General features: G+C 72.9%; 23 protein-coding genes. 11 read left to right on the top strand and 12 right to left on the bottom strand.

Annotated elements, in window-relative coordinates; translation table 11 throughout:
• Positions 1-109: 109 nt before the first annotated feature.
• The 5 genes from ACIBR0_RS03750 to ACIBR0_RS03770 form a co-directional block, all read right to left on the bottom strand.
• On the bottom strand, positions 110-274 hold the full coding sequence (locus ACIBR0_RS03750) for a hypothetical protein (RefSeq protein ID WP_396712540.1): 165 nt from the start codon (positions 272-274) through the stop codon (positions 110-112).
• 614 nt (positions 275-888) lie between these two features.
• A complete protein-coding gene (locus ACIBR0_RS03755) occupies positions 889-1299 on the bottom strand; it encodes a type II toxin-antitoxin system VapC family toxin (protein ID WP_396712541.1) in 411 nt (136 codons plus the stop codon).
• Complete coding sequence (locus ACIBR0_RS03760; RefSeq protein WP_396712542.1) at positions 1296-1574, bottom strand: type II toxin-antitoxin system Phd/YefM family antitoxin; 279 nt, start codon at positions 1572-1574, stop codon at positions 1296-1298. Before ACIBR0_RS03760 ends, ACIBR0_RS03755 begins: the two co-directional genes overlap by 4 nt.
• Positions 1575-1845: 271 nt before the next feature.
• A complete protein-coding gene (locus tag ACIBR0_RS03765; protein ID WP_396712543.1) occupies positions 1846-2544 on the bottom strand; it encodes a DNA-binding response regulator in 699 nt (232 codons plus the stop codon).
• Positions 2541-3761, bottom strand: a complete 1221-nt coding sequence (locus ACIBR0_RS03770) for a sensor histidine kinase (protein ID WP_396712544.1) — start codon at positions 3759-3761, stop codon at positions 2541-2543. Before ACIBR0_RS03770 ends, ACIBR0_RS03765 begins: the two co-directional genes overlap by 4 nt.
• A 305-nt stretch (positions 3762-4066) precedes the next feature.
• Between ACIBR0_RS03770 and ACIBR0_RS03775 the strand changes: the two genes are divergently transcribed.
• Positions 4067-5455 carry a cutinase family protein gene (locus tag ACIBR0_RS03775; RefSeq protein ID WP_396712545.1) on the top strand — a complete coding sequence of 463 codons (1389 nt, stop codon included), beginning with the start codon at positions 4067-4069 and terminating at the stop codon, positions 5453-5455.
• Positions 5456-5539: 84 nt separating this feature from the next.
• On the opposite strand, the gene ACIBR0_RS03780 is transcribed toward ACIBR0_RS03775, so the two are convergent.
• Complete coding sequence (locus ACIBR0_RS03780) at positions 5540-6778, bottom strand: MFS transporter (protein ID WP_396712546.1); 1239 nt, start codon at positions 6776-6778, stop codon at positions 5540-5542.
• Positions 6779-6803: 25 nt separating this feature from the next.
• Between ACIBR0_RS03780 and ACIBR0_RS03785 the strand changes: the two genes are divergently transcribed.
• The 6 genes from ACIBR0_RS03785 (at position 6804) to ACIBR0_RS03810 (ending at position 14619) form a co-directional block, all read left to right on the top strand.
• Positions 6804-7691 (top strand): winged helix-turn-helix transcriptional regulator, encoded by an 888-nt coding sequence (locus ACIBR0_RS03785; RefSeq protein WP_396712547.1) that lies wholly within the window; start codon positions 6804-6806, stop codon positions 7689-7691.
• 110 nt (positions 7692-7801) lie between these two features.
• On the top strand, positions 7802-8596 hold the full coding sequence (locus ACIBR0_RS03790) for a class I SAM-dependent methyltransferase (RefSeq protein WP_396712548.1): 795 nt from the start codon (positions 7802-7804) through the stop codon (positions 8594-8596).
• A complete protein-coding gene (locus ACIBR0_RS03795) occupies positions 8593-9669 on the top strand; it encodes an endonuclease domain-containing protein (protein WP_396712549.1) in 1077 nt (358 codons plus the stop codon). The genes ACIBR0_RS03790 and ACIBR0_RS03795 overlap by 4 nt, the downstream gene beginning before the upstream one ends.
• Entirely contained in the window at positions 9666-10400 is a 735-nt protein-coding gene (locus tag ACIBR0_RS03800; RefSeq protein ID WP_396712550.1) for a hypothetical protein, read from the top strand. Before ACIBR0_RS03795 ends, ACIBR0_RS03800 begins: the two co-directional genes overlap by 4 nt.
• Positions 10397-13663, top strand: a complete 3267-nt coding sequence (locus ACIBR0_RS03805) for a helicase HerA domain-containing protein (RefSeq protein WP_396712551.1) — start codon at positions 10397-10399, stop codon at positions 13661-13663. Before ACIBR0_RS03800 ends, ACIBR0_RS03805 begins: the two co-directional genes overlap by 4 nt.
• Before the next feature lie 146 nt (positions 13664-13809).
• Positions 13810-14619, top strand: a complete 810-nt coding sequence (locus ACIBR0_RS03810; RefSeq protein ID WP_396712552.1) for a hypothetical protein — start codon at positions 13810-13812, stop codon at positions 14617-14619.
• Between the two features lie 81 nt (positions 14620-14700).
• On the opposite strand, the gene ACIBR0_RS03815 is transcribed toward ACIBR0_RS03810, so the two are convergent.
• The 4 genes from ACIBR0_RS03815 to ACIBR0_RS03830 all read right to left on the bottom strand — a co-directional run bounded on the left by ACIBR0_RS03815 (position 14701) and on the right by ACIBR0_RS03830 (position 19446).
• The gene (locus tag ACIBR0_RS03815; RefSeq protein WP_396712553.1) at positions 14701-16845 is read right to left on the bottom strand and encodes a DUF4153 domain-containing protein; all 2145 of its coding nucleotides are present in this window, start codon (positions 16843-16845) and stop codon (positions 14701-14703) included.
• A gap of 198 nt (positions 16846-17043) precedes the next feature.
• Positions 17044-17745: a dihydrofolate reductase family protein gene (locus tag ACIBR0_RS03820; RefSeq protein ID WP_396712554.1), complete on the bottom strand. Its 702-nt coding sequence runs from the start codon at positions 17743-17745 to the stop codon at positions 17044-17046.
• Between the two features lie 100 nt (positions 17746-17845).
• Positions 17846-19111 carry an RNA polymerase sigma factor gene (locus ACIBR0_RS03825; RefSeq protein WP_396712555.1) on the bottom strand — a complete coding sequence of 422 codons (1266 nt, stop codon included), beginning with the start codon at positions 19109-19111 and terminating at the stop codon, positions 17846-17848.
• Positions 19075-19446: a YciI family protein gene (locus tag ACIBR0_RS03830; RefSeq protein ID WP_396712556.1), complete on the bottom strand. Its 372-nt coding sequence runs from the start codon at positions 19444-19446 to the stop codon at positions 19075-19077. Before ACIBR0_RS03830 ends, ACIBR0_RS03825 begins: the two co-directional genes overlap by 37 nt.
• A 203-nt stretch (positions 19447-19649) precedes the next feature.
• Here ACIBR0_RS03830 and ACIBR0_RS03835 point away from each other — a divergent pair, with 203 nt between their 5' ends.
• Both ACIBR0_RS03835 and ACIBR0_RS03840 read left to right on the top strand, forming a co-directional pair.
• Positions 19650-21611, top strand: coding sequence for a GTP-binding protein (locus ACIBR0_RS03835; protein WP_396712557.1), 1962 nt, complete (start codon positions 19650-19652; stop codon positions 21609-21611).
• 19 nt (positions 21612-21630) lie between these two features.
• Complete coding sequence (locus ACIBR0_RS03840) at positions 21631-22560, top strand: LLM class F420-dependent oxidoreductase (RefSeq protein WP_396712558.1); 930 nt, start codon at positions 21631-21633, stop codon at positions 22558-22560.
• 45 nt (positions 22561-22605) lie between these two features.
• Here ACIBR0_RS03840 and ACIBR0_RS03845 read toward each other — a convergent pair whose 3' ends face one another.
• A complete protein-coding gene (locus ACIBR0_RS03845) occupies positions 22606-23046 on the bottom strand; it encodes a hypothetical protein (RefSeq protein WP_396712559.1) in 441 nt (146 codons plus the stop codon).
• A gap of 102 nt (positions 23047-23148) precedes the next feature.
• Between ACIBR0_RS03845 and ACIBR0_RS03850 the strand changes: the two genes are divergently transcribed.
• Positions 23149-24390: an FAD-binding protein gene (locus ACIBR0_RS03850; RefSeq protein ID WP_396712560.1), complete on the top strand. Its 1242-nt coding sequence runs from the start codon at positions 23149-23151 to the stop codon at positions 24388-24390.
• A gap of 17 nt (positions 24391-24407) precedes the next feature.
• On the opposite strand, the gene ACIBR0_RS03855 is transcribed toward ACIBR0_RS03850, so the two are convergent.
• Complete coding sequence (locus ACIBR0_RS03855) at positions 24408-25556, bottom strand: site-2 protease family protein (protein WP_396712827.1); 1149 nt, start codon at positions 25554-25556, stop codon at positions 24408-24410.
• A gap of 440 nt (positions 25557-25996) precedes the next feature.
• On the opposite strand from ACIBR0_RS03855, the gene ACIBR0_RS03860 reads away from it, so the two are divergent.
• Positions 25997-26536 carry a hypothetical protein gene (locus tag ACIBR0_RS03860; RefSeq protein ID WP_396712561.1) on the top strand — a complete coding sequence of 180 codons (540 nt, stop codon included), beginning with the start codon at positions 25997-25999 and terminating at the stop codon, positions 26534-26536.
• Positions 26537-26542 lie beyond the last annotated feature (6 nt).

A 26542-nucleotide genomic window follows, 5' to 3' on the forward strand; every position in this document is an offset into this window, starting at 1 on the left:
GGATGAGGTTGTGCAGCGCTCCCTTGTTCGCACACACGAAAGCCCCCGCCTAAGGTTGCTAGGCCCGACGGGGGCAATCGCGCAGTCAGCGGCTCATCTGACCATCCGGTCAGGTGAGCCGGCTGCTTATCACGACCGCAGCGCTTGCGATCGTGGCCAGCCAAGCGATCACCTGGATGATCAGCATCGCTGCCTGCACCACTTCCTGCCGGCGGTTGATGCCGTTCGGCGGGGTGGCGTTGGTCGAGCCGGTGGGCTCGCCCGCTGCACTCATGTATCACCTCCTCGATCAACGAACCGACACGAAAGGCGGTCGCCTCCCGACGTCGACGGCGACGACCGAGCGCCGAGTCATCGATCACGAGGTGATTCAGAAGTGCAAGGAACACTGTAGAGCACAGCCCGATTACTACCGAACCACCCGACCGTACGCACCTCCTGCGCACCCGGCGCGGTGACGCAGCGGGTCGCAACGGACCGGATTGCGCGTGGTGCGGCGTGTGGTGCGAAGTCAGGGCGCTTCAAAGTGGTCGCAGTGCTGTGGAGTCGCGCCGACTGTGGCTGTAGTTGCAGCAAGTAGGCGCAGTCTCCGCCGCGAAGGCCACTCATAATCCCTCGGTCGCGGGTTCGAGTCCCGCCCGCCCCACCCGGAACTGATACCCAAACGGAGGGGGCCAGGGCCGCAGAAGCGCAGGTCGCGGCGGATATCCTGGCCTCGCTGCCATGCTCCGGCCCGACTCACGTTCTTGGCAGCAGGTGAGCGAGTTCCGCCGCAGCGCCGCACGGGTTCGTCACGTTCGGCTCGACATCTGCGGAGACGCGGGCGGAGGTCGGGCTTCGGGGAGGCGGATGCGCCTTCTTCCGGTGCCCGTCCTCGGGAGCGGCGAGTCAATTTTGGCCGGGGCTTGCTACGGGTAGTCCTGCGGCCTTGGCGGATTCAAGCAGTCGCCGGTCGTAGGTGACGAAGGCGATGAGTGTCGTTCCGGACTCGTTGGTCAAGACCTGGGCGGTGGCGAGGTGGATGGCGTCGAGGCTGCGTAGCGTCGGCTCGGCGAACGCGGCTGCGGTCGCGCGGATCGTGCTGTCGATCTCTAGTCGGAAGAGCCGTCCGACGGCCGCCGGTACTCCGATCAAGGCTTGCGGAGCTGACCGGCGCAGCGCTCTGGGCACTTCCACCTCGACGAGGGCAGAGGAAACCAGCGGCACGTCGTCGTGCTTGTTGAGCCAGGAGACGAGGTCACCGCTGCATGCCTCCTGCCGAACCAGCTTGACGACGGCGGCGGAATCGAGGTAGATCACCAGCGCTCCTCGTCTCGCAGTGCGGTAAGGGTGGCGGCCACGTCCACATCCTCGTCGCCGAGCTTCGGTGGAAGCGGAACAGGACCGCCGCCGGTGGGGGCGACGGCTCGCCCCGCAGCTACCAGCTTGGCCAGCATCGACCTGTCGTCACCTACTGGAACAAGTCGCGCGATCGGGTGACCGCGGTCGGTGATCTCGACTGTCTCGCCGCCGCTCACCCGAGCCAACACCTGGCTCGTGTTCTGGTTCAGCTCCCGCACACCGATGCGCTCCATGGACAGAAGTGTAGAACTAAATGTTCTACAGTTCCAGTAGCTCGCGTGACCAGCGGCTTCCTCCTTGCCACGACAAGAACCGCCGGCACCATGCAGCCAATCAGGAGGCCCTCCGGTAATCCCGCAACGCGGCACCCCGTTCGACCACCGCCTGCCCTCGGATGCCACGAATGTCGGCCGGACGCCGGCGTGGCGTCGACGCGATCCAGGCAGGATGACCGACCGACGGTTTGGCCCGTCGCGCCGGAATCATCGGGCACCACCGGCGATCTCACTCGGGCGCGGCGGTACGCCACCAATCCTTGCCGTCGGTCGCCTCGCCGGACCAGAACTCCAGCAGGTCACCAGGGGCGAGCCCGAGGGCTCGCTCGATCTCGCCGGGGGTGAGGTTGCGCAGCGACTCGGACAGTGACCGGGTCAGGTCCAGCCAGTATCCGCGCAGCGTGGACTCGCTGACGTACAGCTGCTTGGCGACCTGGGCGTAGCTCAGGCCTCGGGCGCGGCCGTGCAGGAGCTGGCGCTGGCGCTCGCTGAGCAGGGTGATGCAGTCGCGCCGGACCAGGACCTCCAGGATCCCGACGACGGCCTGCGGCACGACGGTGCCGCCGGCGGCCGCATCGAGGAACAGCTGCTCGGCCCTGGCCGTCGGCAGCGCCTTGGAGACCACGCCGCAGGCGCCGGCGGCGATGCAGGCGGCCAGGACGAACCGGCGCTCCTCCTGGCTGTAGACGCAGACCCGGTAGCCGCTGGTGGTCAGCGTGCGGATCGCGGCGATGCCCTGCCGGACGTCGGGCTGTTGCTCGAGGTTGGCCAGGTGCAGGTCGAGCACGACGAGGTCGGCCTCCGGGCGGCGGCGCACCAGCTCCTCCACCGTCGCCACAGCGGCGACGACGTCAAGGCCGGTCATGAGCAGCCCCACCGACTCGCGGATCAGCGACGCGTCGTCGACGACGGCGACCGTGGGCCTCATGCGGCATCCCTGACGGCGTCGTGATCGCCGCACGCGGCCGAGCGTGCGTGGCACGAGATCGTCACGGTGGTGCCGGAGTCGACCGCGGACTCGACGTCGACGTCGAGTCCGCGCCGCCGCAGCTCGCCGACGACGACCTCGCGCAGCCCGACGCCGGGGGTCACCGCCGCGGGGTCGAAGCCGACGCCGTCGTCGCGCACGGTCAGCGTCCAGCCGCCGTCCGGGCCCTGGTCGAGGTGGACCACGACGCCGTCGGCGCGGGCGTGTGCCCGTACGTTGAGCAGCAGGCTGTCCAGCGCGCGCTCGACGGCCTCGGCGTCCCCGGCGGACAGGCGCACCCCGGCACCGAGGTCGAGCAGGGTCTCGACCGGCAGGTCGGCGAAGCGCTCGCACGCCCGCTCGATGATCGCGGCGAGCGCGGTGTCGGACCCGTCGCCGTCCCGGTCGGGCGGGCGACCGCGCAGGTAGGAGCGCATGCGCTGCACCTCGACCTCGGCCAGGTCCAGCAGCCGCGAGCGCGCCGCGTCGGTGCCCGGCTCGGTGAGCATGCGCATCACGGCGACGCCGTTGTGCATCATCACCTGGGCGCGGCGTTCCTCCTCGCGACGGGCCAGTTCGGCGGCGCGGGCCCGCGAGGTGTCGGCGTCGTGGGCGATGCGGCGGGTGTAGCCGAAGAACATGCGGGCGACCAGCGCGTACACCACAAAGGTCAGGATGTTGCCGACCGCGGTGGAGATCATCTCCCCGCTGAACGCGCCGCCGAGGTACACCAGGTAGCAGGCGGCGATGCCGAACATGCCGCCCGCCCACAGGGCGACGCTGCGTACGCCGCCGGCGGTGATGATGACCGACAGCGCGTAGCCGGGCTGGTAGGCGACCCAGGTGCCGAAGCGCTCCCCCGGCACCAGCACCAGCGGCCCGAGCAGAAGCAGCAGACAGGCCAGCGTGTAGTCCAGCGCGGAGACCGCCGCGCCGAGGGGTCGGCGGCGTACCAGCGTCGCCACGCTCACCGCGACCGAGGCGAGCGCCGCGGCCGCCCAGCAGACGGCGTAGGCGATGCCGTGCGGTGACGTGGTGACGCCGGCGTGCACGGCGGGGATCATCTGGGCGAGCGTGCCGATGCGGACGCCGGCGATGAAGTACGAGAACGCCCGCTCCACGCCGGCCCTGGTCGTCGGCAGCTCCGCGACACGCCACAGCCTGCTCCGGCTGCTCATGTTCCTCCCTCATGTAGTCGAGGGCCCCAGCCGCGAGATTCGCGGATTCGTTGGGTTGCCGCGGGTCCCGGAAACGTGGCGATCATGGTATGCCAGCGGCGAGGCGGAAGGTAGAGAGGTCGTCGCCCGGTTTCCCGCAGGCGGGCCGACAGATGCGCTGCTGAATGGGGACGGAGAGGCACCGCATTCTGCGATTTCGTTGGGTTGTCGCCTCACCGGCGGTGGGTTGTGATCAACGGGCTCCGCGGCCTCGTCAGCAGCTACGGCGTCCCCGGACCACCCACCCCCGAAAGCAGGAGACTCGCATGACAGCCAGTACCAGGCCCATCAGGCGGCTCGGCGCCTTCACCGCGTTGGCCTCCCTCGTGGTGGGCGCGGCGGTGACCGTGACCGCCGCCCCGGCGTCAGCCGGCTCGACCACGGCCACCTGCGCGCAGGTCGTCGTCATCGGCGCGCGCGGCACCAACGAGGCCGCCGGTACGGGCACGGGGCCATTCGGCAACACCTACACGACCGGAGGCTTCGGCACGTTGGCGTTGCCTCCGCTCGTCCAGGAGCTGAAGGCGACGCCTGCCATCACGGTTCGCGCCGCCGGCCTGATCCAGAACGCCTGGTTGACCCAGGACGTCGCCGTAGGGGTGGCGAATCTGAGGGAGGAACTCAATCAGCTCGCCGTCAGCTGCCCGAGTTCGCGCACCGTGCTGCTGGGATTCTCCCAGGGGGCGACCGTCATCGGTCAGGCTCTCAACCCGAACTATCTGATCGACCCGATGGTTGCCGTTCCCGTCGGATTGAGCACTGCTGCGAAGAGCAAGATCGCCGCCGTGGTCTTCTATGGTGACCCCGGCTACCGCAAGGAAGACCTCTTCAACGACCCGCGCAACACCGGTGACGGACCGGGGGTGATCCACCGCCCGGAAGGCACTCTCAACTGGATCGCCTCACGGCTGCACTCCTACTGCTACGACGGTGACACGATCTGCGACCACGACGAGCTGGCGTGGGACTGGACTGTGCACAACTCCACCTACCTGCGCAGCCAGGTCGTGGGGCGGGCGTGGGAGTTCATCATGGGCAAGCTGGGCCTGGGCGGCTACCCGGCGGGCGGCGGCAACGCGACCCCGATCCCGTCGGTGTCGGAGGGCGTGATCCTGCAGGAGATCGCGCAGGCCGGCGGATACACCGGCCCGGTGGACGGTGCGCCCGGCACGTACACCTGGTCCGGCGTGCAGCAGGTGATGCGCGGATACGGCTACACCGGCCCGATCGACGGGCTCCCCGGGACGAACACCTACGCCGCGCTGCAGCGTCTGGCGCAGAAGGGCGGCTACACCGGGGTCGTCGACGGAGCGCTGGGCGTCAACTCGTGGAAGGGCATCCAGACGGTCCTGCGCGGGTTCGGCTACACCGGCCCCATCGACGGCGTGCCCGGCACCAACACCTACGCCGCGCTGCAGCGGCTGGCCAAGCTCGGCGGGTACACCGGACCGGCCGACGGCGTGCTGGGCGTCAACTCCTGGAAGGGCGTGCAGAAGGTGATGACCGGCTACGGCTACACCGGCCCGATCGACGGCGTGCCCGGCATCAACACGTACTCCGCCCTGCAGCGGATGGCGCAGCTCGGCGGGTACACCGGCCCCGTCGACGGCGTCCCCGGCCCCAACACCTGGGCCGCGCTCGCCAACCTCATCTGAGCCCCACGACAGCGGGTCCGCCCGGCCGTTCCCCGGCCGGGCGGACCCGCTGCGAGCATGACCTGAGCTTTCGCCTCGTCGTGGTCACACCCGGACTTCGGCGGGTTGCGGGGCGGCGTCGAGCGGCAGGTCGCGCAGCCGGCGGATCGGGGTCGACAGATAGATGACCGGTGACAGCACGGTGAGCGCCCCGAAGATCAGCAGAGTGGTGCGGGCGCCGAGCGGCCCGGCGAGGGCGCCGGCGAGCAGGCCGCCGAGCGGGATGGCGCCCCAGGAGACGAACTTGACCGTGGCGATCACCCGCGACAGGAGCTCCGGCGGGCTGGCGAGCATCCGGTAGGTGCGGGTGGTCACGCTGAGCACCACCGAGGAGACGGAGAAGACGATGTTGCCCGCGGCGAAGGCGACGTAGGCGGCGGTGCCGGTGCCCAGCGGGATGATGAGCGCGCCGGCCACGCCGACGAAGGCCGCGACGATCAGACCGCGTGCGGTGCCGACCCGGTCGGTGAACCGGGTTGTCAGCGCGGCGCCGATGAGCGCTCCGAGGCCGTCGGCGGCGAGCAGCAGCCCAACCATGACCGGCGGCGCGTGCAGCTCGCGCACCAGGTAGTACGGGAAGAGGGCCAGCATCGCGCCGCAGACGAAGTTCGTCGCGGTGGCGTCCCACATGGCCGGCCCGATGATCGGGTGTCGCAGCACGTAGTGCCAGCCCTCGCGGATCATGGTGACCATCGGTGGCCGCTCGGTCGGTCGCTGCACCCGCCGGGCCGGAAGGGTGCGCAGCAGCACGGCGGATACCAGATAGCTGACGGCGTCCACGAACAGCGTCGGCACCGCACCCAGCAGCTGCACCGCGAGTCCGCCCAGAGACGGCCCGCCCAGCTGGGTGGTCGCGTGCGTGCCGGAGTTGAGGCTGTTGCGCGCCTGCAACTGCGCGGCCGGCACGATCTCCGGCAGGAAGGTCTGGTTCGCCACGTCGAACAGCACGTTGGCGAAGCTCACGACCAGGGCCACCGCGACAAGCTGGGCCACCGTCAGGGCGTCGATCCACCAGGCCAGGGGGACGGACGCGATGGCGAGGGCCCGGATCAGATCCAGGGCGACCTGCATGCCGCGCAGGGGTACGCGCTGCACGATCACCCCCGCCGGCAGGCTGATCAACAGGTACGCGAGGTAGCCGGCCGCTGCGATCAGACCCATCTCGAAGGCCGACGCGTCGAGCACGGTCAGCGCGGTCAACGGCAGGGCCACCCCGCCGACCGCCGAGCCGAGGTGACTTGTCGTGCCGGCGGCCCACCAGCGCCAGAAGGCAGTAAGTTTCATAATGGAACTGACTATAGTGGTGGGTGTGAGAAGAGTCGACCTTGCGGACGTGGACTGCGGCATCGCCCAATCCCTGGGCGTGCTGACCGACTGGTGGACCTTCCTGCTCATCCGCGACATCGCCGGCGGCGTGACCCGCTTCGACGGCCTGCAACGGGGGCTCGGGATGAGCCGCCGCGCCCTGACCGAGCGTCTCGCCGCCCTCGTCGAGCACGGCGTGCTGCACCGTCAGCGGTACACGGATCGTCCGCCGCGCCACGACTACCTGCTCACCGCCAAGGGCGAAGGTCTGCTGCCGGTGCTGATCGCGCTACAGGAGTGGGGTGACCGGCACGTGCTCGGCGACGGGGCGCTCACCGCCACGGCGGCGGCCGGGTCGGCGGAGGCGCGCCGGGTGCACGCCCTCGTCGGACGCCGAATCCCCGAGCTGACCCTGGTGCGCCACGACGGCGTACCGGTGTCGCCTGCCGATCCGGGTGCCTGGACGGTGCTCTACTGCTTTCCTGGCGCGTTCGTACCCGGCGTACAGGGCCTCCCGCCGTACTGGGGGGACATCCCCGGTGCGCCCGGCTGCACGCTCGAGTCCAGCACCTATGCGGCACGGGCCGCCGATTTCGCCGCCGCTGGTGCGCGGATCCAGGGGGTCAGCACTCAGCGTCCGGACCAGTTGGCTGCCTTCGCCGCGCATGCCGAGCTGCCGTTCCCTCTGCTCTCCGACGCCGACGGGCGGCTCGCCACGGCGCTGCTGCTGCCCACCTTCCGAGCCGCCGGCACCGACCGGCTCAAGCGGGCCACGCTGCTGCTCGACCACGCCGCGACGGTGCGCGCCGTCCAGTTCCCTGTCACCGATCCGGCCGGCTCGGTCGACGAGATGCTGCGCCTGGTTCGGAACCACGTTCAGGTCGCCGGGTAAGCCGGCCATCATGCGTGGCGGTCTGTTGGCGAGCGTCCGGGGGATCACGGCACCGTTCTGGATCGCCTCCGGGACCCCTCGTCGGCCCGTCGGTGTCGTAGGGTGCCGGCATGGCGCAATCGGTGTGGGCCGACGGCGAGGCCTACGAGGCGTACGTGGGCCGGTGGAGCCGGCTGGTCGCGGGCGACTTCCTGCGCTGGCTGGACCTGCCGTCCGGCCTGCGCTGGCTCGACGTGGGCTGCGGCACCGGCGCGCTGACCGCGGCGGTCCTGGCCGAGGCGGACCCGGCGCACGTGACCGGGGTCGACCCGTCGGCCGGGTTCCTCGGGCACGCCCGGGACCGGGTCGGCGACCCCCGGGCCTCCTTTGAAGTGGGTGACGCCCGGGCGCTTCCGGTGACCGACGACGGCGTGGACGTCGTGGTCAGCGGGCTGGCGCTCAACTTCGTACCGGATCCGCCGCGGGCGGCGGCCGAGTTCGTCCGGGTCGTCCGGCCCGGCGGCGTCGCGGCCGCGTACGTCTGGGACTACGCCGGGGGCATGGCGATGATGCGTCACTTCTGGTCGGCGGCCGAGGCACTCGACCCGGCGGCGGCGAAACTGGACGAGGGGCGCCGGTTCCCGCTGTGCCGTCCCGACGCGTTGCATGCCCTGTGGACCGAGGCCGGCCTGGAGGCGGTGGCCGTGCAGCCGGTCGTCGTGCCCACGGTGTTCGCCGACTTCGACGCGTACTGGACGCCGTTCCTGGGTGGTCAGGGCCCGGCACCGACCTACGTGGCATCGCTGGCTGAGACGGACCGGGCCGCGCTGCGCGACCTCATCTCCTCCTGCCTGCCCGTCGAGGCGGACGGGTCGGTCCGGCTCACCGCGCGAGCCTGGGCGGTCCGCGGCACCGCGGCACGGTGACCCTGGAGGACTGGTGGGCGGCTCCGCCGCCGCGGCGGGTCAGCCATCTGCCGGACGTCGACCCCGAACTGCTGCGGGTGGCGCTGGACCCGCTGCCGCCGTCGGCGCCCGCCGTCGTGCACTACCGGCCCACCGTCGTGGGTCCGCTCGGCGACCTGGTGGACGCCCTTCTCGACCAGTTGGACGCCGTGGCGCTGACGATGTTCCCCCGCTGGCTGCCGGGAGCCGAGCGCCTCGACGGGGACGGGGCGCTCGGCGTCGCGGCGGTCCGCGCTCTCGCGGCCCGCGCCGCCGCCCGCTCCCCGCACTTCGGCCCGTTCCTCGCCGACCTCGCCGAGCGTGGGCTGCGCGGTCCGGGCCGGCCCGGTGGCCGGTCCCGCTTCCCGGCGGAGGTACGCGCCGTCGGGCTCGCCCGGGTGTTCGCGGAAGCGTACGACCGGAAGGGCTGCGTACTCCTCGTCGCCCTGCCCGACCTGGGCGCGGACGCCGAGCGGACGCTCGTGGCCGCGGCCGAGTGGCTGGTGCGGCACGGCGGCTTCACGGTGTGGCTGACCGGCGCGCCCCTGCGTCGGGCCGACCGGGTCCGCCCGGTGCCGGTGCGGGTGCCGGCGCGCTTCGCGGAGCTGGACCGCACGGCAGGTGGGAGGCCCGACAGCGGTCCCAGCGGCGAACCGGTGGTGCTGGCCTGGCCGCCGATCGCCGGGGTGCCGCGCGGCGACAGCCCGGCGGAGCAGGCGCTGGAACGCGCCCTCGCGGCGCACGAGTGGGCGCGGGGCCGGCGCTGGAACCAGACCTACGAGTGGCACGCGCTCGGCGAGTCGTACCGGCTGGATCTGTTTTGGCCCGCCGAGGGTCTTGCGGTCGAGGTGGACGGCCCGGAGCATCGGGGGCGAATCACTTTCGCCAACGACCGGCGGAGGGACGTGCAGCTGCAACTTCTCGGGCTGGACGTGCTCCGCTTCACCAAAGAGCAGGTGCAGTCCGACGTGCCGGCGGTGGTCGACGGGATCCGTCGGCTGCTGGCCCGGCGACGCACGGACGGCACGTACCCCCACGGAGATGAGACACCATGACGAGCCCGGCGGACGTCCCGAGCCTGACGCCGAACCAGATCAACGCCCTCGTGGTGCTGATGGTCGAGGCACGCCGACTCACCAACGCCGAGCTGCGGGAGCTGGCCGGCTTCGCGCTGACCGGCAAGGACAACGAGAAGCTCGTCAGGCTCGGCCTGGTCGAGACCGACCGGTCGCACCGGCCGTTCGCCCACGAGCTGACCGACGAGGGCTGGCGGGTGGTGCGGCAGCTGCACACCGCCCCGCCGCCGAAGCAGGGTGGCTCCGCGAGTCGGTCCCTGTTCACCCTCCTGTCCAACCTGCACCGCTCGCTGGACCGGCTGCGGGTCAGCCACGGCGACTTCTTCAAGCAGACCGGCGAGCCGGCTCCGGCCGCCGTCACCGCGCCGGAGCCCGCCGCCCCGGCCACGACGACCGCCCCGGCCACGACGACCGCCCCGGTCACGACGACCGCCCCGGTGGCGACGGCGGACGTGGAGGCGAGGGTCCGCGCGGCGTACCGGGACCTGGCGAGGGCGCCGGGCGCCTGGGTCGGCCTCGCGGACGTCCGGGACCGGCTCAGCGACACCGACCGGGCCACGGTCGACGCGACGTTGCGGACGATGGTCGGCCGGGAGGACGTCCGCATCATCCCGGTGGCGAACACCAAGTCGCTGACCCCGCGGGACCGGGCCGCGGCCGTGCGGATCGGGAACGAGGACAACCACGCCCTGGCGATCGGCGCGGCGTGATCCCCGACGACCAGCGGGCCGCCCTGGAGGCGGTGAGTCTCCAGCCGGCGGTCACCCCGGACGACGTCTGGCGGCCCAGCCGGCACAACGTGCCGGAGCTGCACGAAAAGGTGGTCGCGGAGATCCTGCGCGGGGTGGCGCGGGCGCGTACCGACGACACCAGCGTGCCGCTCGGCGTGGCCATGCAGGGCCGCGCGGGCGCCGGCAAGACGCACCTGCTCGGCGCGGTACGCGAACGCATCCAGCACGACGGCGGCTACTTCTTCCTGGTCGACATGGTCAGCGGCAAGACGTTCTGGGAGAGCGTCGCGCTGGCCCTGGTGGAAGGCATGGGCCGCGACCACATCGGCTGGGGCACCCAGCTGCGGACCTTCCTGCGCCGGCTCACCCCCCAGCTCGGGCTGCCGGTCGACGTCCGCGACGCGGTCGCCGGCATGCGACCGGTCGAGCGCGAGCACCTGGACGCGTTCATCCGGGCGCTGCGCACCCGTGACCGGGAGGTCGGGCGGGACTGCCAGGACACGGCCCGGGCACTGGTCCTGCACGGCGCCGTCGACTTCGAGGCGCAGGACGTCGGCTACGCCCACCTGATCTCCGAGGCGGGCGACCCGGCCGGTCGGGCGGCGTGGGGGCTCAGCGCCGCGATCCGTACCCCGCAGCAGATCGTCCAGGACATCTCCCGGTTGATGGCGCTGACGCTGGACCCCACGGTCATCGCCGTCGACCAGCTCGACACGCTCTTCGCGCAGACCAGCACGTCGCTGCTGGACCAGCACGCCGGGCTGGAGGACGGCCAGGCGAAGGTGATCGGCCCGATCGCCGACGGCCTGCTCAAGCTCCGCGACGTCACCCGCCGCACGCTCGTCGTCGTCTCCTGCCTGCCGGACACCTGGGAGCTGCTGACCCGCAGCGCGCCCACCCCGGTCGGGGACCGGTTCCGCCAGGCCACCCTCCCGGACCGGATCCCCACCCCGGAGATCGGCCGGGCCATCGTGGCGAAGCGGCTGTCCGCCGCGTTCGCCGGTCCGCGCTTCGTACCACCCCACCCCACGTGGCCGATCCACGCCGGCGCCTTCGTCGACGCGCCCACCCTGACGCCGCGCGCCCTGCTGCGCCGGGTCGACCGCCACGTCTCCTGGTGCCGCGACCGCGACGAGGTGGTGGAACTCGACCGCCTCATTGACGGCGCCGACGCGACATCGACGCCGGCCCCCGGTGCCGGAGGGGCCGGCGACCAGACGGCGGACGAGCGGCAGCTCCGCGAGCTGGACGCCCGGTTCGCCGAACTGGTCGCCGCGGCGGACGTGGCGGCCGCCCTCGCCCCGGCCACCGAGGACGAGCACATGCCGCCGCTGCTCGCGGCCGGTCTGGCGGCCTGGATCGCCGAGCAGGCGCCGACCGGTGCCACCTACAAGTACGACCCCCCGCCGGGGCGCAAGCCCGCGCTGCACGGGCGGCTCATCGAGGTGCTCGACGAGGCCACCGAGAACGAGGCGCACTGGTGTTTCCGGGCCGTCGCCCACCCCAACGCGGTCGCGGTCACCGCGCGGGTCCGGGCCGCCTGCACCATGGCCGGGCTGGACCGGGAGCTGCCGCAACGCCGGCTGGTGCTGCTGCGCAACGACCCGTGGCCGAGCGGGAGACGTACGACCGAGGTGTTGACCGCCTTCGACGCGGCCGGCGGCGTCCGGTGCGGGGTGGCGGAGGCGGACCTGCGGGTCTTCGCGGCGCTGCGGGTGCTGGCGGCCGAGCCGTCCGCCGCGTTGCAGGAGTGGCTGGTGGCCCGCCGCCCGGCCAGCGGCACCAGCCTGTTCCGGGCGGTCCTGCCCGGGCCCGACCCGGCACCCGCCGACACCGTGCCCAGACCGGGCACCGCGCCCGCCGCCGACGTCACCCGCCCCGCCGGTGCTGTCAGCGGACCGTCGACGAGGCCCGCCGCCGTGCGCGTGCCCCCCGACGCGGTCGACCTCGTGGTCGGCGCCGACGGCCGGACACCCCACCCCGTCGTCGCCGCAGCCGACGGGCGGTCGATCGGGCTGGGACGGACCGTCGAGGGCGGGCACCCGTTCACCGTGGACCTGGAGTCGCTCCGCCGGCACGCGGTCGTGTTCGCCGGATCCGGCTCGGGCAAGACGGTGCTCATCCGCCGGCTCGTCGAGGAGTGCGCCCGGCAGGGCGTCTCGTCGATCGTGCTCGACCCCAACAACGACCTCGCCCGGCTCGGCGACCCGTGGCCGGCCCCGCCGAGCGGCTGGGGCCCCGGCGACGCCGAGCGGGCCCAGGACTACCTCGCCCACACCGAGGTCACGGTGTGGACGCCCCGGGTCACCGCCGGGCGTCCGCTGAGCTTCCAGCCGCTGCCGGACTTCACCGCCCTACGTGACTGGCCGGACGAGTTCGACCAGGCGATCCGCTCCGCAGTGGAGGCACTCGCGCCGCGGGCCGGCGTCGACCGGTCGACCCGGCTGGCCCAGCAGGGCAAGGCCGTCCTCACCGAGGCCCTCCAGGCGTACGCGAGGAGCGGCATGGTGGGCCTGTCCGGCTTCACCGAGTTCCTCGCCGACCTGCCCGACGGGGTCAGCCGGCTGGCCCGCGCCGACAAGCTCGGCCAGGATCTGGCCGAGACGCTGAAGGCGGCGATGGTCACCGACCCGCTCTTCGGCGGGGTCGGCGCACCGGCCGACCCGGGACTGCTGCTGACGCCGTCGCCGGGACGACGGGCGCGGGTGTCGGTGATCAGCTTCGTCGGTCTCACCTCCGACCAGGAACGGCAGAGCTTCGTCAACCAGTTGCAGATGGCGCTCTTCGCCTGGATCAAGCGGCACCCCGCCGGCGACCGGCCGCTGGGCGGGCTCTTCGTCATGGACGAGGCGCAGACCCTCGCCCCGTCGACCGGGAACACGGCCTGCACGGCCAGCTCGATCGCGCTCGCCTCGCAGGCCCGCAAGTACGGGCTCGGGCTGGTCTTCGCCACCCAGGCGCCCAAGGGCCTGCACAACCAGATCTCCGGCAACGCGACGACGCAGTTCTTCGGGCTGCTCAACGCGCCCGCGCAGATCGACGCGGCCCGGCAGCTCGCGGAGGCCAAGGGCGGTCGGCTCCCCGACATCGGCCTGCTGAGCAGTGGGGAGTTCTACGCGGCGGGGGAGGGGTTCTCGTTCGTGAAGGTACGCACCCCGCTGTGCCTCACCCACCACCCGAAGGCGCCGCTGACCCCCGAGGAGGTCGTCACCCGGGCCCGCCCGGGCGGGCCCGACAGCTGACCCGCCGTACGCCCGCTGTCGGGCAGACGCGCGTCCGTTGTCGGCTACCCACCGTGTCCGCAACGGGACTGAGTCGTCGCCGCCGGTGGGACTCCCGGCCACCCTGATCCCGGCGCATCGTGAGCGCCCCGAGGATCGGAGGACGAATGACCATCCCTCGTCGATGGCGGCGGACCGGCGCACTGCTGGTCGCCGCCCTGGTGTCCACCCTGGTCGCCGCCCTGCTGCCCGCCTCGCCCGCCCTCGCCCTGCCCCCGGGGACGGGCTGGTCGGCGTCGTGGAGCTACTACCACCCGAGCGCCTTCCAGTACGCCGGCACCCTGCCCGGCGTGCGCCTGACCGGGTACGCCAGCGACAGCTTCGGCACCGTCAACACGTTCGGCACCATCGAGGACACCGCCGACGACGGGCGCTGCGCCCGGGTGATGCTCTACGCCAACGGTGCCGGCTACGTCGCCGACCGCACCACCTGCGGCAACGGCACCTACCTGACGTACTCCACCGGCACCTTCAGCCAGGGCCTGCTGGTGATCGTCTACCGGATGATCCCCGGCACCACGACCAACGACAAGGGCTACTACCTGTACGTGCCGCCCTCGGCCACCGATCCCGAGCTGCGGACGGTGGGTACCGGGGCGAGCTGGAACTACTACACCTCCACCTCCTTCCAGTACTCCGTCACCCGGCCGGGCGTGCGGTTGACCGGGTACGGCTCACACCAGTCCTCCGATCGGCGCTCCTCGCTGAGCACCGTCACGAAGACCGCCACGTCGACAGGCTGCGCCACGGCATCCGTCACCGGTGGGACGACCGTCAGCGGAGGCACCTGCGTCAACGGCGGAAGCGCGTCCTTCAACCGGTTCGACCACACGTACAACCTGGAGGCCTCGGCCTGCTACCAGCCGGTCCCCGGCACCCGACGCTGCCTCCCGCTGAACGTCCCGGCGCCCTGGTGACGGGCTGACGCGCCGGCCGCCGGCGACCGCGAGGTCACCGGCGGCCGGAACCGTGTCACGAGCCGGACCACCGGCGTCGGGTCAGTCGCGCGTCTTCGGCAGGTCGTACTGGTCGGCGGCGCGGCAGTCGCGCGGACCGCCCACCGCACCCGGCCCGACCCGATCCAGCGCCTCCCGGGCCCGGACGCGCCCCAGGTTCCAGGCGTACCAGGGGTCGGGCTCGGCCAGGTCGTCGGCGATCCAGCTCAGCGTGCACCGGCGTACCGGGTCGGGCAGCGTGCTCAGGGCCGGCGTGGCGTCGGCGGACAGCGCCCGCAGGTACCAGGCGTCGATCTTCCCGGTCTGCTCGTACCGGGCGATGTTGCGGCGGGCCGCGTAGTCCTCCGGGTTGAGCACCGCGAGGCTCAGCAGCATGACCACCGCGAGCGCCACCGTCAGACGCGGGACCCACCGGCCGCGCCAGCGGACACCGGCGGCGATGACCATCAGGAAGACCGCGCCGAGCAACAGCTCGAAGGCCATCACGAAGATCCGTTCCCCGGTGAAGCTGTAGACCTTCTGGTAGGTGTACATCCGGGACAGTGCGGACACCACGATGACGATGCTGAGCGTGCTCAGCAGGCCGAGCATGATCCGTAGCAGGATCCGCTCCGTCCGCGTCTCCCGTCGCGCCCAGCGGGTGACCCCACCCAGCACGGCCAGCGTCAACAGGGTGACCGCGACCAACTGCCAGAAGCCGCTGCGGGCGTACTCGGCGTAGCTCAGGCCGGCGGTGCGCAGCACGTGCCGCTCACCACCGAACAGCACGGTGAACTGCACGGCGACGAAGCCGACGAAGAGGGCGGTCAGGGCGGCGATCGGCGGCGCCCACTCGACGATGCCGAGGCTCCGTGTGGTGGGCCGGTCCACCCGGGACAGGTCGGGCGGGGCGGTGATCGTGTAGACGGCGGCGACCGCGATCAGCCCGCCGACCGCGAGCAGGAACGTCCCACGGAACGTCGCCGGAACGCTGACCTCCGGGATGACCTCACCCAGCACCAGCGAGAAGGCGGCGTCGGCGGAGGAGAGCAGCGCGCCGAAGACGAGCAGCACCGCCAGGGTGGCGACGACCGACCCGACGACCCGCCGGACGGTGCCGGTGTCGGCCGGCGCCTCGACGTGCCGTCGTACCCAGGGCAGCCCCCGGAACGCGGCGAGTGGCGCGGCCACCACGCTGAACAGGATCGACCGGATGAGGCGACCACCCACGATGGCCAACGCGGCGCAGCCGAGCGCGCCGAGCACGCAGAACGTCACCAGCCACCAGGCGTTCCGGAACGCCAGCACGGCCAGCAGGGCCAGGGCCGCCGCGGCCCACCCCGCGCGTACCGCCTGCTCGGCGCGGGGCCGACCGGCGACGCGGTGCCGGACGGCGACCACCACCGCGACCGTCAGGGCGAGCCAGCCGAGGAACCAGCCGATGCCGGTGCGGGTGAGCGGCACGAACGCGGCCACGCCGAGCGCACCGGCCAGGACCGCCGCCGGGGTCGTCCGACCCCGTGCGGCCTCCGGCCCGGGCCAGATCGTCCGGAGGAAGGACGGCTGCGGTGGTTGCGGGCGGAAGGAGTACGGCGACGTGGCCGACGCGTAGGGCACCCCGTGCGGAGGGCGCGGGCCGCCCGGGTGGACCGGCCAGCCGGGCGGCGGTCCCTGGGCGGTTCCGTTGCCGGACGGCGGGGGCGTCGCACGGCCGGACCCGGCGGCACCGTCGGAGGCGGGGCCGGTGGGGGTGGGGCCGTCGGAGGCGGCACCGTCGGAGGCGGGGCCGTCGGCGGTGCGACCGGTGGCGGGGCCGGTCGGTTCGGCGCCGTTCGTGGGCGGGGTGGCGTCCGTCGGGACGGTCGCCGCGGCCTTCGCCGGCGTGGCGTCGCGTTGCGTCGGGACGGCCGTGTCGGCGGGTGCCGCGGGTGTGTCCGTACCGTTCGCCGAGTCCGCGGCGGCCGGGAGCAGCGGCAGGAAGACCGCGTAGCCCCGCGTGCCGGACGGTACCTTCACCGGAATCGCCCATGCCGGCTGGTCCGTCCGGCCGGGCCACTCGATCGACGGGAGGCCGGTGGTCTCCGGCACGACCAGCAGGCGGGGTGCCGCCTCGGCGGGGATGCCGACGACACCCTCCGACGCGGCCGGCGCGGTACCCGAAGGCGTGGACGGCGTTGCGGCCTCCGGCACCGGGGTCGGTTCGGGCATGGCACCCTCCTTGATCGCTTCGGGGTGCTGACACTGTAGGGCCACGCGCACGCACCCCGTTGTCCCGCGCCGCCGACACCCGCGCGCCACCCCGTACGCCCCGACCCGTGATGGCAGGCTGAGCCTGATGTCTGTGTGACATGAAAATGTCACACAGACATCAGGCCAACCTCGGACCCGTCCCCGCCGCCGCGGCACTCACCGCGTGGTCGTGGGGCCGCCGCCGCTGCCGCGGTCGTCGAGCACGAGCGGGGCGCGGCCCTCGACCCGGTAGCGGATGTGGGTCACCTCGGGGGTGGGCACCACCCGCATCGGGGTCAGCTCGATCGCCTCCTTCTCGCCGAGGTCCAGGTCGGCGTCGAGCAGGCGCAGGCCGGTGCCGAGCACCACCGGTACGACGTGCAGTTCCAACTCGTCGAGCAGCCCGGCCCGGAGCACCTGCCGGACGAGGCTGCCACCGCCGGCCACCGCGACGTTCTTCCCGCCGGCCGCGGCGCGCGCCTGGTCGACCGCGCTGGCGATCCCGTCGGTGACGTACGTGAAGCTGGTGCCACCGCCGCGCACCAGGGTCTCCCGGGGCCGGTGCGTGACGACGAAGACCGGCGCGCGGAACGGCGGCTCGTCGCCCCACGGCACCTCACCGCCGTCGGCCAACCGGCGCCCCATGACGTACGCGCCGGCCGCCTCGAAGGTCTCGGCGATGATCTCGGAGTTGGTGTCCCGGAGGCCGCCGGCGAAGCCCTGCCGCTCCCGCCACGCCATCGCGTCGGTCGCCCAGCGGGTGACCCGGAAGAAGCCGGCGCTCTCGGCCGACGTCACCCAGTCGCCGTCACCGGTGTGCCGCGGCCCCGCGTAGAAGCCGTCCAGCGACACGGACAGTTGTGCGGTCACCTTGGTCATCGCGGTCGTTCCTCTCACCCCGGCGGCACCCTGGCGGCGCCGCTCACCGGGTGATCGGAGCCGGGCGGCGCGGTTCTACCGGACGGGGGTGTGACGGCGGTCACGTCAGGCGGGCGGCCCGTCGGACGAGGTGACGCCGCTCGGGGAGGCTGCCGGCGAGGCGGGCGGCCTCCCGCCAGGCCGCCGCCGCAGCCGGCAGGTCTCCGGCCTCCTCCAGGAGGTGGGCGCGGACGGCGAGCAGACGGTGGTGACCGGCGAGGGGCCCGGACTCCAGGGTGCCCAGCAGGTCCAGCCCGGCCCGGGGACCGCGCACCACGCCGAGGGCCACCGCCCGGTTGAGGGTGACGGCCGGGCCCGGCGCCAACCGCTCCAGCAGGTCGTACAGCGCCAGGACCTGCGGCCAGTCGGTGTCCGCCGTCGACGGCGCCTCCGCGTGCACGGCCGCGATGGCGGCCTGCACCTGGTAGGGCCCGAGCGGCAGCGTCGCCAGACTGTGGGCGACCAGCGCCGTGCCCTCCGCGATGGCGCTCCGGTCCCAGCGCGTACGGTCCTGTTCGGCCAGCGGCACCAGGTCACCGTCTTCTCCGGTACGGGCCGCGCCCCGCGCCTCGGTCAGCAGCATCAGCGCGAGCAGCCCCGCCGCCTCGCCGGAGTCGGGCAGCCGCTCGTACAGGCGGCGGGTCAACCGGATCGCCTGCCGGGTCAGGTCGACCCGGCGCAGCTCAGGGCCGCTGCTGGCGCTGTAGCCCTCGTTGAAGATCAGGTAGAGCACGTGCAGGACGACGGCGAGGCGGGGACCCCGTTCCGGCTCCGGCGGCAGGTCGAACCGGGCACCGGCCTCCCGCAGCCGTTGCTTGGCCCGGACGATGCGCTGCCCCATCGTCCTCTCCGGCAGCAGGAAGGCCGTGGCGATCTCGGCGGTGGTCAGCCCACCGACCGCGCGCAGGGTGAGCGCCACCTGGGCGGACGGGCCGAGGGCCGGGTGGCAGCAGAGGAAGAGCAGCTCCAGCACGTCGTCACGGGCCGGCTCGGCGTCCGGCGGCGGGGCCACCAGCGCGTCGCGGGGGGTGGCGTCGACCACGGCCACCTCCCGCCGCCGGCGGGCGGTGTCGGCCCGTACCTGGTCGACGTACCGGCGGGTCGCGACGGTCCGCAGCCAGGCCCCCGGGTGCTCCGGCACGCCGTCGCGGGTCCACGTCCGCACGGCGTCGAGCAGGGCGTCCTGGACGGCGTCCTCGGCCCGGGTGAAGTCGCCGTAGCGGCGCACCAGAGCGCCGAGCACCTGCGGCGCGAGGTGGCGCAGCAGGTCACCGAGAGGTTCGTCGCGGCTCAGGGCTCGCTGCCGTTCCCGGACATCAGCGGCCACACCTCCAGGCCGCCGCCGTTCCCGGTGCCGAACCCCAGGGCCGGGTACGACCGGGCGATCTCCAGGGCCCGCTCCTCCCCGTCCACGTCGACCACGAAGTACGAGCCGACGTACTCCTTGGCCTCCAGGTACGGGCCGTCGGTGACCACCGGCGTGTCCCCGGTCATCCGCACCGACCGCGCGCGGGGCACGAGTCCCTGGCTGTCCACGAGCTCTCCGGAGGCCCGCAGCGCATCGTTGAACGCGTCGACCTCGCCGATCAACGTGGAAAAGTCGTCGGCGGGCAGGCTGCTCCAGATTTCGTCGTTGCCGTAGATCAGCATCAGGTACTTCATCGCGTCTCCCCTCGCCGCCGGGTGGCTGACAGGACCGTACCGCGCCGGCCCGGTCGCTCCACCGCGGAAAACACCTCGCCACCACGGCCGTCGTGTGCCAGCGTGGTACCGACCGCGGTCACCGACGACGGGAGCAGGGGCGATGCGCCGACTCGAAAACTTCCTTCCCATCCGGATGCGAGCTTTCGAGGACCCGTCAGCCCATGGAGACCGTCAACATCGGCATTCTGGCGCACGTCGACGCTGGTAAGACCAGCCTGACCGAGCGCCTGCTCTTCGACACCGGCACGATCGACCGGCTCGGCAGCGTCGACGCCGGCACCACCCGCACCGACACCGGCGAGATCGAACGCCGGCGCGGCATCACCATCCGCTCCGCGGTGGCCGCGTTCTCCGTCGGGCGGCGCCAGGTCAACCTCATCGACACCCCCGGACACAGCGACTTCGTCGCGGAGGTCGAACGCGCGCTCGGCGTGCTCGACGGCGCCGTCCTGGTGCTCTCCGCCGTCGAGGGCGTCCAGCCGCACACCCGCGTCCTCATGCGGACCCTGCGGTCCCTGCGGCTGCCCACGGTGCTGTTCGTCAACAAGGTCGACCGCGTCGGCGCCCGCACCGACGCGCTGGTCGCGGACGTCCGCCGACTGCTCACCCCGGGCGTCGCGCCGATGGGCACGGTCCGCGCGGCCGGCACGGCCACCGCGACGGTGCGGGCGTACGACCGGCGCGACCCCGCCGCCGTGGTCGACTGGGCCACCGTGCTGGCGGACCACGACGACGAACTGCTCGCCGCGCTGGTCGAGGACCGGCCACCCGCCCCCGACCGGGTACGCGCCGCGCTGCGCGCGCAGACCGCCGCGGCGCGGGTGCACCCGCTGTACTTCGGATCGGCGATCACCGGGGCCGGCGTACCCGAGCTGCTCGACGCCCTCGCCCACCTGCTGCCACCGTCGCCGCCGCCCGAACCCGGGCTGCGGGCCCGGGTCTTCGCCGTCGACCGGGGACCCGGCGGGGAGCGCGTCGCGCACGTCCGCTCGTACGGGGGCGAGCTGACCCGCCGCCAGCGGGTGACCGCGTACCGCCGGACGCCCGACGGCCGGGTCGGCGACCAGCGGGTCCGGGTGACCGCGCTGCACGTCGCGGGCGCACCGGACGACGGGTCGCAGACGCTCACCGCCGGGCGGATCGCGCGGCTGCACGGGCTGACCGACGTGCGCATCGGCGACCAGCTCGGCTCGCCCGACGGTCTCGGCGGCGGCGCGCACTTCCCGGCGCCCACCCTGGAGACCACCGTCCGGCCGCGCCGCCCAGAGCAGGCCGAGGCGCTGCACGCCGCACTGCTCGACCTGGCCGCCACGGACCCGCTGATCCGGACCCGCGTCACTGCCGGCGGCGCGACGAGCGTGCTGCTCTACGGCGAGGTGCAGCGCGAGGTGCTGGCCACGACGCTCGCCGACACGTACGGGGTGCAGGCGGTCTTCGCCCCCGGCGAGCTGCTGCACGTCGAGCGCCCGGTGGGGGTCGGGCAGGCGGTGGAGATCATCGGCAACGGGTTCCTGGCCACGGTGGGACTGCGCGTCGAGCCGGGGGAGGGGGTCACCTACCGGCTGGCGGTGGAACTGGGCTCGCTGCCGCTGTCGTTCCACACCGCGATCGAGGAGACCGTCTTCGCCGCTCTCGACCAGGGCGTCCACGGCTGGCCGGTCACCGACGTGGCGGTCACCCTCACCCACAGCGGCTACTGGTCGCCGGTGAGCGCCGCCGGGGACTTCCGGAACCTCACCCCGTACGTGCTGATGCAGGCCCTGGCGCAGGCCCGCACCCGGGTGTACGAGCCGTGCCGGCACGTCGACTGCGAGGTTCCGGCGGACACGCTCGGTGCGGTGACCGCGTACCTGGCGGGGCTGGGCGGCCGGATCGACGGCACGGAGCCGGGAGCGGATTCGTGGCACGTCACCGGGGAACTGCCGGCCCGGTGCGAGCCCGAGGTCCGGCGACGGCTGCCGGACCTGACCCGGGGTGAGGGGGTGTGGACGTCGGTGCCGCGCGGCGACCGGGCGGTCGGCGGGAGGCCACCGCGCCGCCCGCGTACCGACGGCAACCCGTTCGACCGGGTGGAGTACACGCGTTTCCTGGCCCAGCGGCAGCTCGCGGCGGCCACCCGGTGAACGACCCTATGCTCGGGACATGGAACTTCGGATCTTCACCGAACCCCAGCAGGGCGCCACCTACGACGACCTGCTCGCCGTGGCACGCCGCGCCGAGGAGACCGGCTTCGGAGCGTTCTTCCGCTCCGACCACTACCTGAAGATGGGCTCGGTGAGCGGCGACCCCGGTCCGACCGACGCGTGGACCACCCTCGCCGGCCTGGCCCGGGACACCCGGGACATCCGGCTGGGCACCCTGATGACCGCCGCGACCTTCCGCCTGCCCGGCCCGCTCGCCATCACCGTGGCGCAGGTCGACCAGATGAGCGGCGGCCGCGTCGAGCTGGGCATCGGCACCGGCTGGTACGCCGAGGAGCACACCGCGTACGGGATCCCGTTCCCGGCGCTGGGCGAGCGGTTCGACCGGCTGGAGGAGCAGTTGGCCGTCATCACCGGCCTGTGGGAGACGCCGCCCGGGAAGACCTTCGATTTCGCGGGCCGGTACTACCCGGTCAGCGGCTCACCGGCCCTGCCCAAGCCGGTGCAGGACCCGCGCCCGCCGATCCTGCTCGGCGGCATGGGTCCCAAGCGCACACCCCGCCTCGCGGCCCGGTACGCCGACGAGTTCAACCTGCCGTTCGCCTCGGTCGCCGACTCCGTCGCCCAGTTCGACCGGGTCCGCGCGGCCTGCGCCGAGATCGGTCGCGACCCGGCCGGCATGGTGTGGTCCAACGCGCTGGTGCTCTGCTGCGGGCGGGACGACGCGGAGGTGGCCCGGCGGGCCGCCGCCATCGGCCGGGACCCGGACGAGCTGCGCGCCAACGGCCTCGCCGGCACTCCTGCCGAGGTCGTCGACCGGATCGGCGCGTACGCGGAGACCGGCAGCAGCCGCCTCTACCTCCAGGTGCTCGACCTGGCCGACCTGGACCACCTGGACCTGGTCGCCACCACAATCCTGCCCCAGGTGTAAGGAAGGGCACCTTCTTAACGCCTCGGGTAGAGGAAGGGTCCCCTCTTAACGCCGGACCTCCTGCGAGCCGGACGCTCCCGGGTCGCGGAGGATCGTGTCGAGTCGGCCGTCGCGGTCGCTGTCGACGTACGTGACGTCGGGGACCCCGTCGCCGTTCAGGTCGAACTGCACCACGTCGGCGACCCCGTCGCCGTCCAGGTCGGTGACCACCTCCACGGAGCCGTCCAGGTGGTGCGTGACGATCGACCGTCCCTCGGGACCCCGCGGCGGGGGACCGGGGTGCGGCACCGGCGTCGGCGCCGGGGGCGGCGCGGGCGTCGGCTGAGGGCCCGGCGTGGTGCCGGCCGCCCACTGGCCGAACGCCTCGGCGGTCCGGTGACCGGCCGGCGGGGCGCTCGCCGGTTCCACCCCCGTACCGGTCGGGTCGATCTCCTCCTCGGAGGGGAAGACGTCGCCCCGCGGGGCGGGATCGCGGTAGGTGCTCATCCGCACAGGGTTCCCCGCCTTCGACGGCGGTAACCGTCGGGGCGTACCGTCGGGCGCGCACGGCACCCGCCGGGGAGGCGGCACGACGGACGGGGGCACCTGATGGCACCGCGCCGCAACTGGGCGGGCAACGTCCACTACGCCGCCCGGCGGTTCCACGAGCCGGCGTCGCTGGACGAACTGCGCCGGCTGGTGGCCGGCAGCGACCGGCTGCGCGTGGTGGGCACGGGGCACTCCTTCAACCGCCTCGGCGACACCACCGGGGACCTGGTGTCGCTCGCCGCGCTGCCGGGCGCGGTCGAGCTGGACCCGGACGCCGCGACCGTCACCGTGCCGGCCGCGACGCGGTACGGGGACCTCGCGACCCTCCTGCACGAGCGGGGGTACGCGCTGGCCAACCTCGCCTCGCTGCCACACATCTCGGTCGCCGGTGCGGTCGCCACCGGCACCCACGGCTCGGGGGAACGCCTCGGCAGCCTCGCCGCCGCCGTCGCCGGGCTGGAACTGGTCACCGGCGAGGGGGACCTGGTCACGATCGACCGGGAGAGCGACCCGGACACGCTGTCCGGCGCGGTGGTCTCGCTCGGCGCGCTGGGTGTGGTCACCCGGGTCACCCTGGACGTGGTGCCCACCTTCGCGTTGCGCCAGTACGTCCGCCTCGGCCTGTCCCGGGCGGCGCTGGACGCCGCGCTCGGGTCCGCGTACAGCGTCAGTGTCTTCACCGACTGGCGGACGCCCGCGTTGCGGGAGGTGTGGCTCAAGCAGCGCGCGGAGGACCCGCCGCCGGAGGCGGACTGGCTCGGTACGGCGGCGGCCGACCACCCGCGCCACCCGGTCGCCGGCCTCTCCGCGGAGCACTGCACCCCGCAGCTCGGTGCGGCCGGGCCGTGGCACGAGCGGCTCCCGCACTTCCGGCTCGGCTTCACCCCGAGCAGCGGTGAGGAGTTGCAGTCGGAGTACCTGGTGCCCCGGACGGCCGCGGCCGACGTGTTGGCCGCGCTGGACCCGGTGGCGCACCTGATCGCGCCGGTGCTCCAGGTCTGCGAGCTGCGTACGGTCGCCGCCGACCGGCTCTGGCTGAGCCCGAGCCAGGGCCGCGACAGCCTCGCCGTGCACTTCACCTGGATCGCCGACGCGGCGCGGGTCCGCCCGGTGGTGGCGGCCCTGGAGGAGCGTCTGGCACCGTTCGCGCCGCGCCCGCACTGGGGCAAGGTCTTCGACGTCCCGCCGGCCGCCGTCGCCGCCACCTACCCGCGGTACGCGGACTTCCGCGTCCTGGCGGCGCGGCTGGACCCGGCGGGCGTGTTCCGCACGGATCTGCTCGACCGGTACGTCCCGCGCTGATCGCCCGGCCGGGCGCGTCAGGCGCCCGGACGTCCCGTGGCGAGCTGCCCGCGCAGGCTGCCGCGCTGGACGGCCCGGCTGATGTCGCTGGGTGAGACGATGCCGACCAACCGACCCTCGGAGACCACCAGAGCCCGCCCGTCGGCGCACTCGGACAGCCGGGGGAGCAGGTCGTTGAGCTGCTCGTCGGGGGAGGCGAGCACCAACTCGTCGGAGCGGCAGGACACCTCGGCCAGCGTGGTGCCGGCGCGGCGGTCCGCCGCGACGCCGCGTACCCGGTCGAGGGTGACCAGTCCGACCGGCCGGCCCTCCTCGGTGAGCGGCAGGGCCGAGTGCCGGTACGCGAACAGGTAGTTGTCCACGAAGTCGGCGACCGTCATCTCGCCCGAGGCGGTCTGCGGCTGCGGGGTCATCACGTCGGTGACCCGGACATTGCGCAGCGCGTCGCCCATCCGGGCCTGCCGCTCCTCCATGGCGGCGGCGCCGATCAGGAACCAGCCGATGAGGGCCAGCCACAGCCCGCCGAAGCCGGCGCCGGCGATGAACTGCCAGAATCCCAGGCCGATCAGCACCACACCGAGGATCCGGCCGGCGCGGGCGGCCACCACCGACGCCTTCGTCCGGTCGCCGGTGGCCTTCCACACCGCCGCGCGCAGCAGCCGGCCACCGTCCAGCGGCGCGGCGGGGAGCACGTTGAAGACGGCCAGCAACACGTTGATCCCGGCCAGCCAGGCCAGCACCCCGAGCAGCAGCCCCTCGTAGCCGGTCAGGGCGAGCGCCACCGCGATGCCGCCGAAGAAGACCCCGATGAGCAGGCTGACCAGCGGCCCGACACCGGCGATGCGCAGCTCCGCGCCCGGGTTGGGCGCCTCACCCTTCAGCTCGGCGACACCGCCGAAGAGCCAGAGCGTGATGCCGCCGACCTCCAGGCCGTTGCGCTTCGCCACGATCGCGTGGGAGACCTCGTGGGCGAGCAGGCCGAGGAAGAAGACGACCGCCGCGGCGAGACCCGCCAGGACGTACGCGATCACCGGCCGGTCCGGGTACGACCGGGGGAACTGATTGGCCGACAGCGCCCACGCGATCAGCAGGAAGATGACCAGGACGCTCCAGTTGACCCCGACCGGTACGCCCGCAATCCGGCCAAGCCGGAAACTCGCCCTCATGTACCGGTCATACCCCTGGAAGGTGCTGCCATGCCAGGGCTGAACGTCCCTCATGAGGCGATGTGATCCTTTCACCGTGGCGGCTGCACCACACACCGACGAACATCCAGCGTTCCTGGGTTCGCCTGCCGCCTTCTTCACCGCTTCATCGACGGCGAGTTGGCGCAGCTCAGCTCCGGCCGGTCGGCATTGATGCTGCTGCGCGGCGTACCGGGAACTGCCGTGAGGTGGATCGCGGAGGACGTAGCACACCGATGCGCCACTCAGGCGAGCAACTGTTACAACGACCAAATCTTGATGCACCGTCGCGACATTGCCTTGCCCTTCTTTACCGCTAACGCATCGTGTGAAGGTCGTCACTCCCGATGGGGCGGGCTGGGCGTACGCCTCCCCCGTAGATTGATCGATCTGATAGCCGAGATGTCGAGGAGTACGCGGCGGTGACCGCACTCTCCGCGGCGGCCATCGATTCGCTGCCCTCGAAGGGGATCCCGGATCGGTTCCGCGTGCGGCTCGACGGCGGTTCTGTCACCGAGCCCATTTCCGGATCCGACAGGCCGAAGGTGGGAGACGGTCCCAGCTCGGCCCCGGGCTTCGATCCCGGCGGTGGCAACGACGGTCAGTGGTGGAGCGTCGTATGGAGCGGTCGTGATTTGAGCGGCACATACGTTCCGCTGCGGCTCGGTGACAGCAGGCTTGGCTACCGGCACTACAGCGGACGGCACAATCTGACGTCGCTCGAGCCGTGGAAGGCCGTGTTGAAATCGCGTGGTCCGGACGCCAAGAGCAACTACACAGCGCTGCTGGTGGACAGGAATCTCGGTGTCCGGGAGACCGTCATCTTCGGCGTTCAGCTCTCCACGCGTACGAATGACCGCGAGTATGAAACTCCCGATGGTGCGTACATTGGAGTGATCACGGGCTACTGCAAGGGCAAGACCAAGTGCCCGAGCGCCGTCAACCGAGTCAAGGCTGGCTGAGGACGG

Source organism: Micromonospora sp. NPDC049497 (assembly GCF_044465805.1).
GTDB lineage: Bacteria > Actinomycetota > Actinomycetes > Mycobacteriales > Micromonosporaceae > Micromonospora.

Bases quoted from the DNA above. Each gene is read 5' to 3' on its own strand.
- ACIBR0_RS03750 (WP_396712540.1), bottom strand. From the start codon at position 274: ATGAGTGCAGCGGGCGAGCCCACCGGCTCGACCAACGCCACCCCGCCG.
- ACIBR0_RS03760 (WP_396712542.1), bottom strand. From the start codon at position 1,574: ATGGAGCGCATCGGTGTGCGGGAGCTGAACCAGAACACGAGCCAGGTG.
- ACIBR0_RS03765 (WP_396712543.1), bottom strand. From the start codon at position 2,544: ATGAGGCCCACGGTCGCCGTCGTCGACGACGCGTCGCTGATCCGCGAG.
- ACIBR0_RS03770 (WP_396712544.1), bottom strand. From the start codon at position 3,761: ATGAGCAGCCGGAGCAGGCTGTGGCGTGTCGCGGAGCTGCCGACGACC.
- ACIBR0_RS03775 (WP_396712545.1), top strand. From the start codon at position 4,067: ATGACAGCCAGTACCAGGCCCATCAGGCGGCTCGGCGCCTTCACCGCG.
- ACIBR0_RS03780 (WP_396712546.1), bottom strand. From the start codon at position 6,778: ATGAAACTTACTGCCTTCTGGCGCTGGTGGGCCGCCGGCACGACAAGT.
- ACIBR0_RS03790 (WP_396712548.1), top strand. From the start codon at position 7,802: ATGGCGCAATCGGTGTGGGCCGACGGCGAGGCCTACGAGGCGTACGTG.
- ACIBR0_RS03800 (WP_396712550.1), top strand. From the start codon at position 9,666: ATGACGAGCCCGGCGGACGTCCCGAGCCTGACGCCGAACCAGATCAAC.
- ACIBR0_RS03810 (WP_396712552.1), top strand. From the start codon at position 13,810: ATGACCATCCCTCGTCGATGGCGGCGGACCGGCGCACTGCTGGTCGCC.
- ACIBR0_RS03815 (WP_396712553.1), bottom strand. From the start codon at position 16,845: ATGCCCGAACCGACCCCGGTGCCGGAGGCCGCAACGCCGTCCACGCCT.
- ACIBR0_RS03820 (WP_396712554.1), bottom strand. From the start codon at position 17,745: ATGACCAAGGTGACCGCACAACTGTCCGTGTCGCTGGACGGCTTCTAC.
- ACIBR0_RS03830 (WP_396712556.1), bottom strand. From the start codon at position 19,446: ATGAAGTACCTGATGCTGATCTACGGCAACGACGAAATCTGGAGCAGC.
- ACIBR0_RS03835 (WP_396712557.1), top strand. From the start codon at position 19,650: ATGGAGACCGTCAACATCGGCATTCTGGCGCACGTCGACGCTGGTAAG.
- ACIBR0_RS03840 (WP_396712558.1), top strand. From the start codon at position 21,631: ATGGAACTTCGGATCTTCACCGAACCCCAGCAGGGCGCCACCTACGAC.
- ACIBR0_RS03845 (WP_396712559.1), bottom strand. From the start codon at position 23,046: ATGAGCACCTACCGCGATCCCGCCCCGCGGGGCGACGTCTTCCCCTCC.
- ACIBR0_RS03850 (WP_396712560.1), top strand. From the start codon at position 23,149: ATGGCACCGCGCCGCAACTGGGCGGGCAACGTCCACTACGCCGCCCGG.
- ACIBR0_RS03855 (WP_396712827.1), bottom strand. From the start codon at position 25,556: ATGAGGGCGAGTTTCCGGCTTGGCCGGATTGCGGGCGTACCGGTCGGG.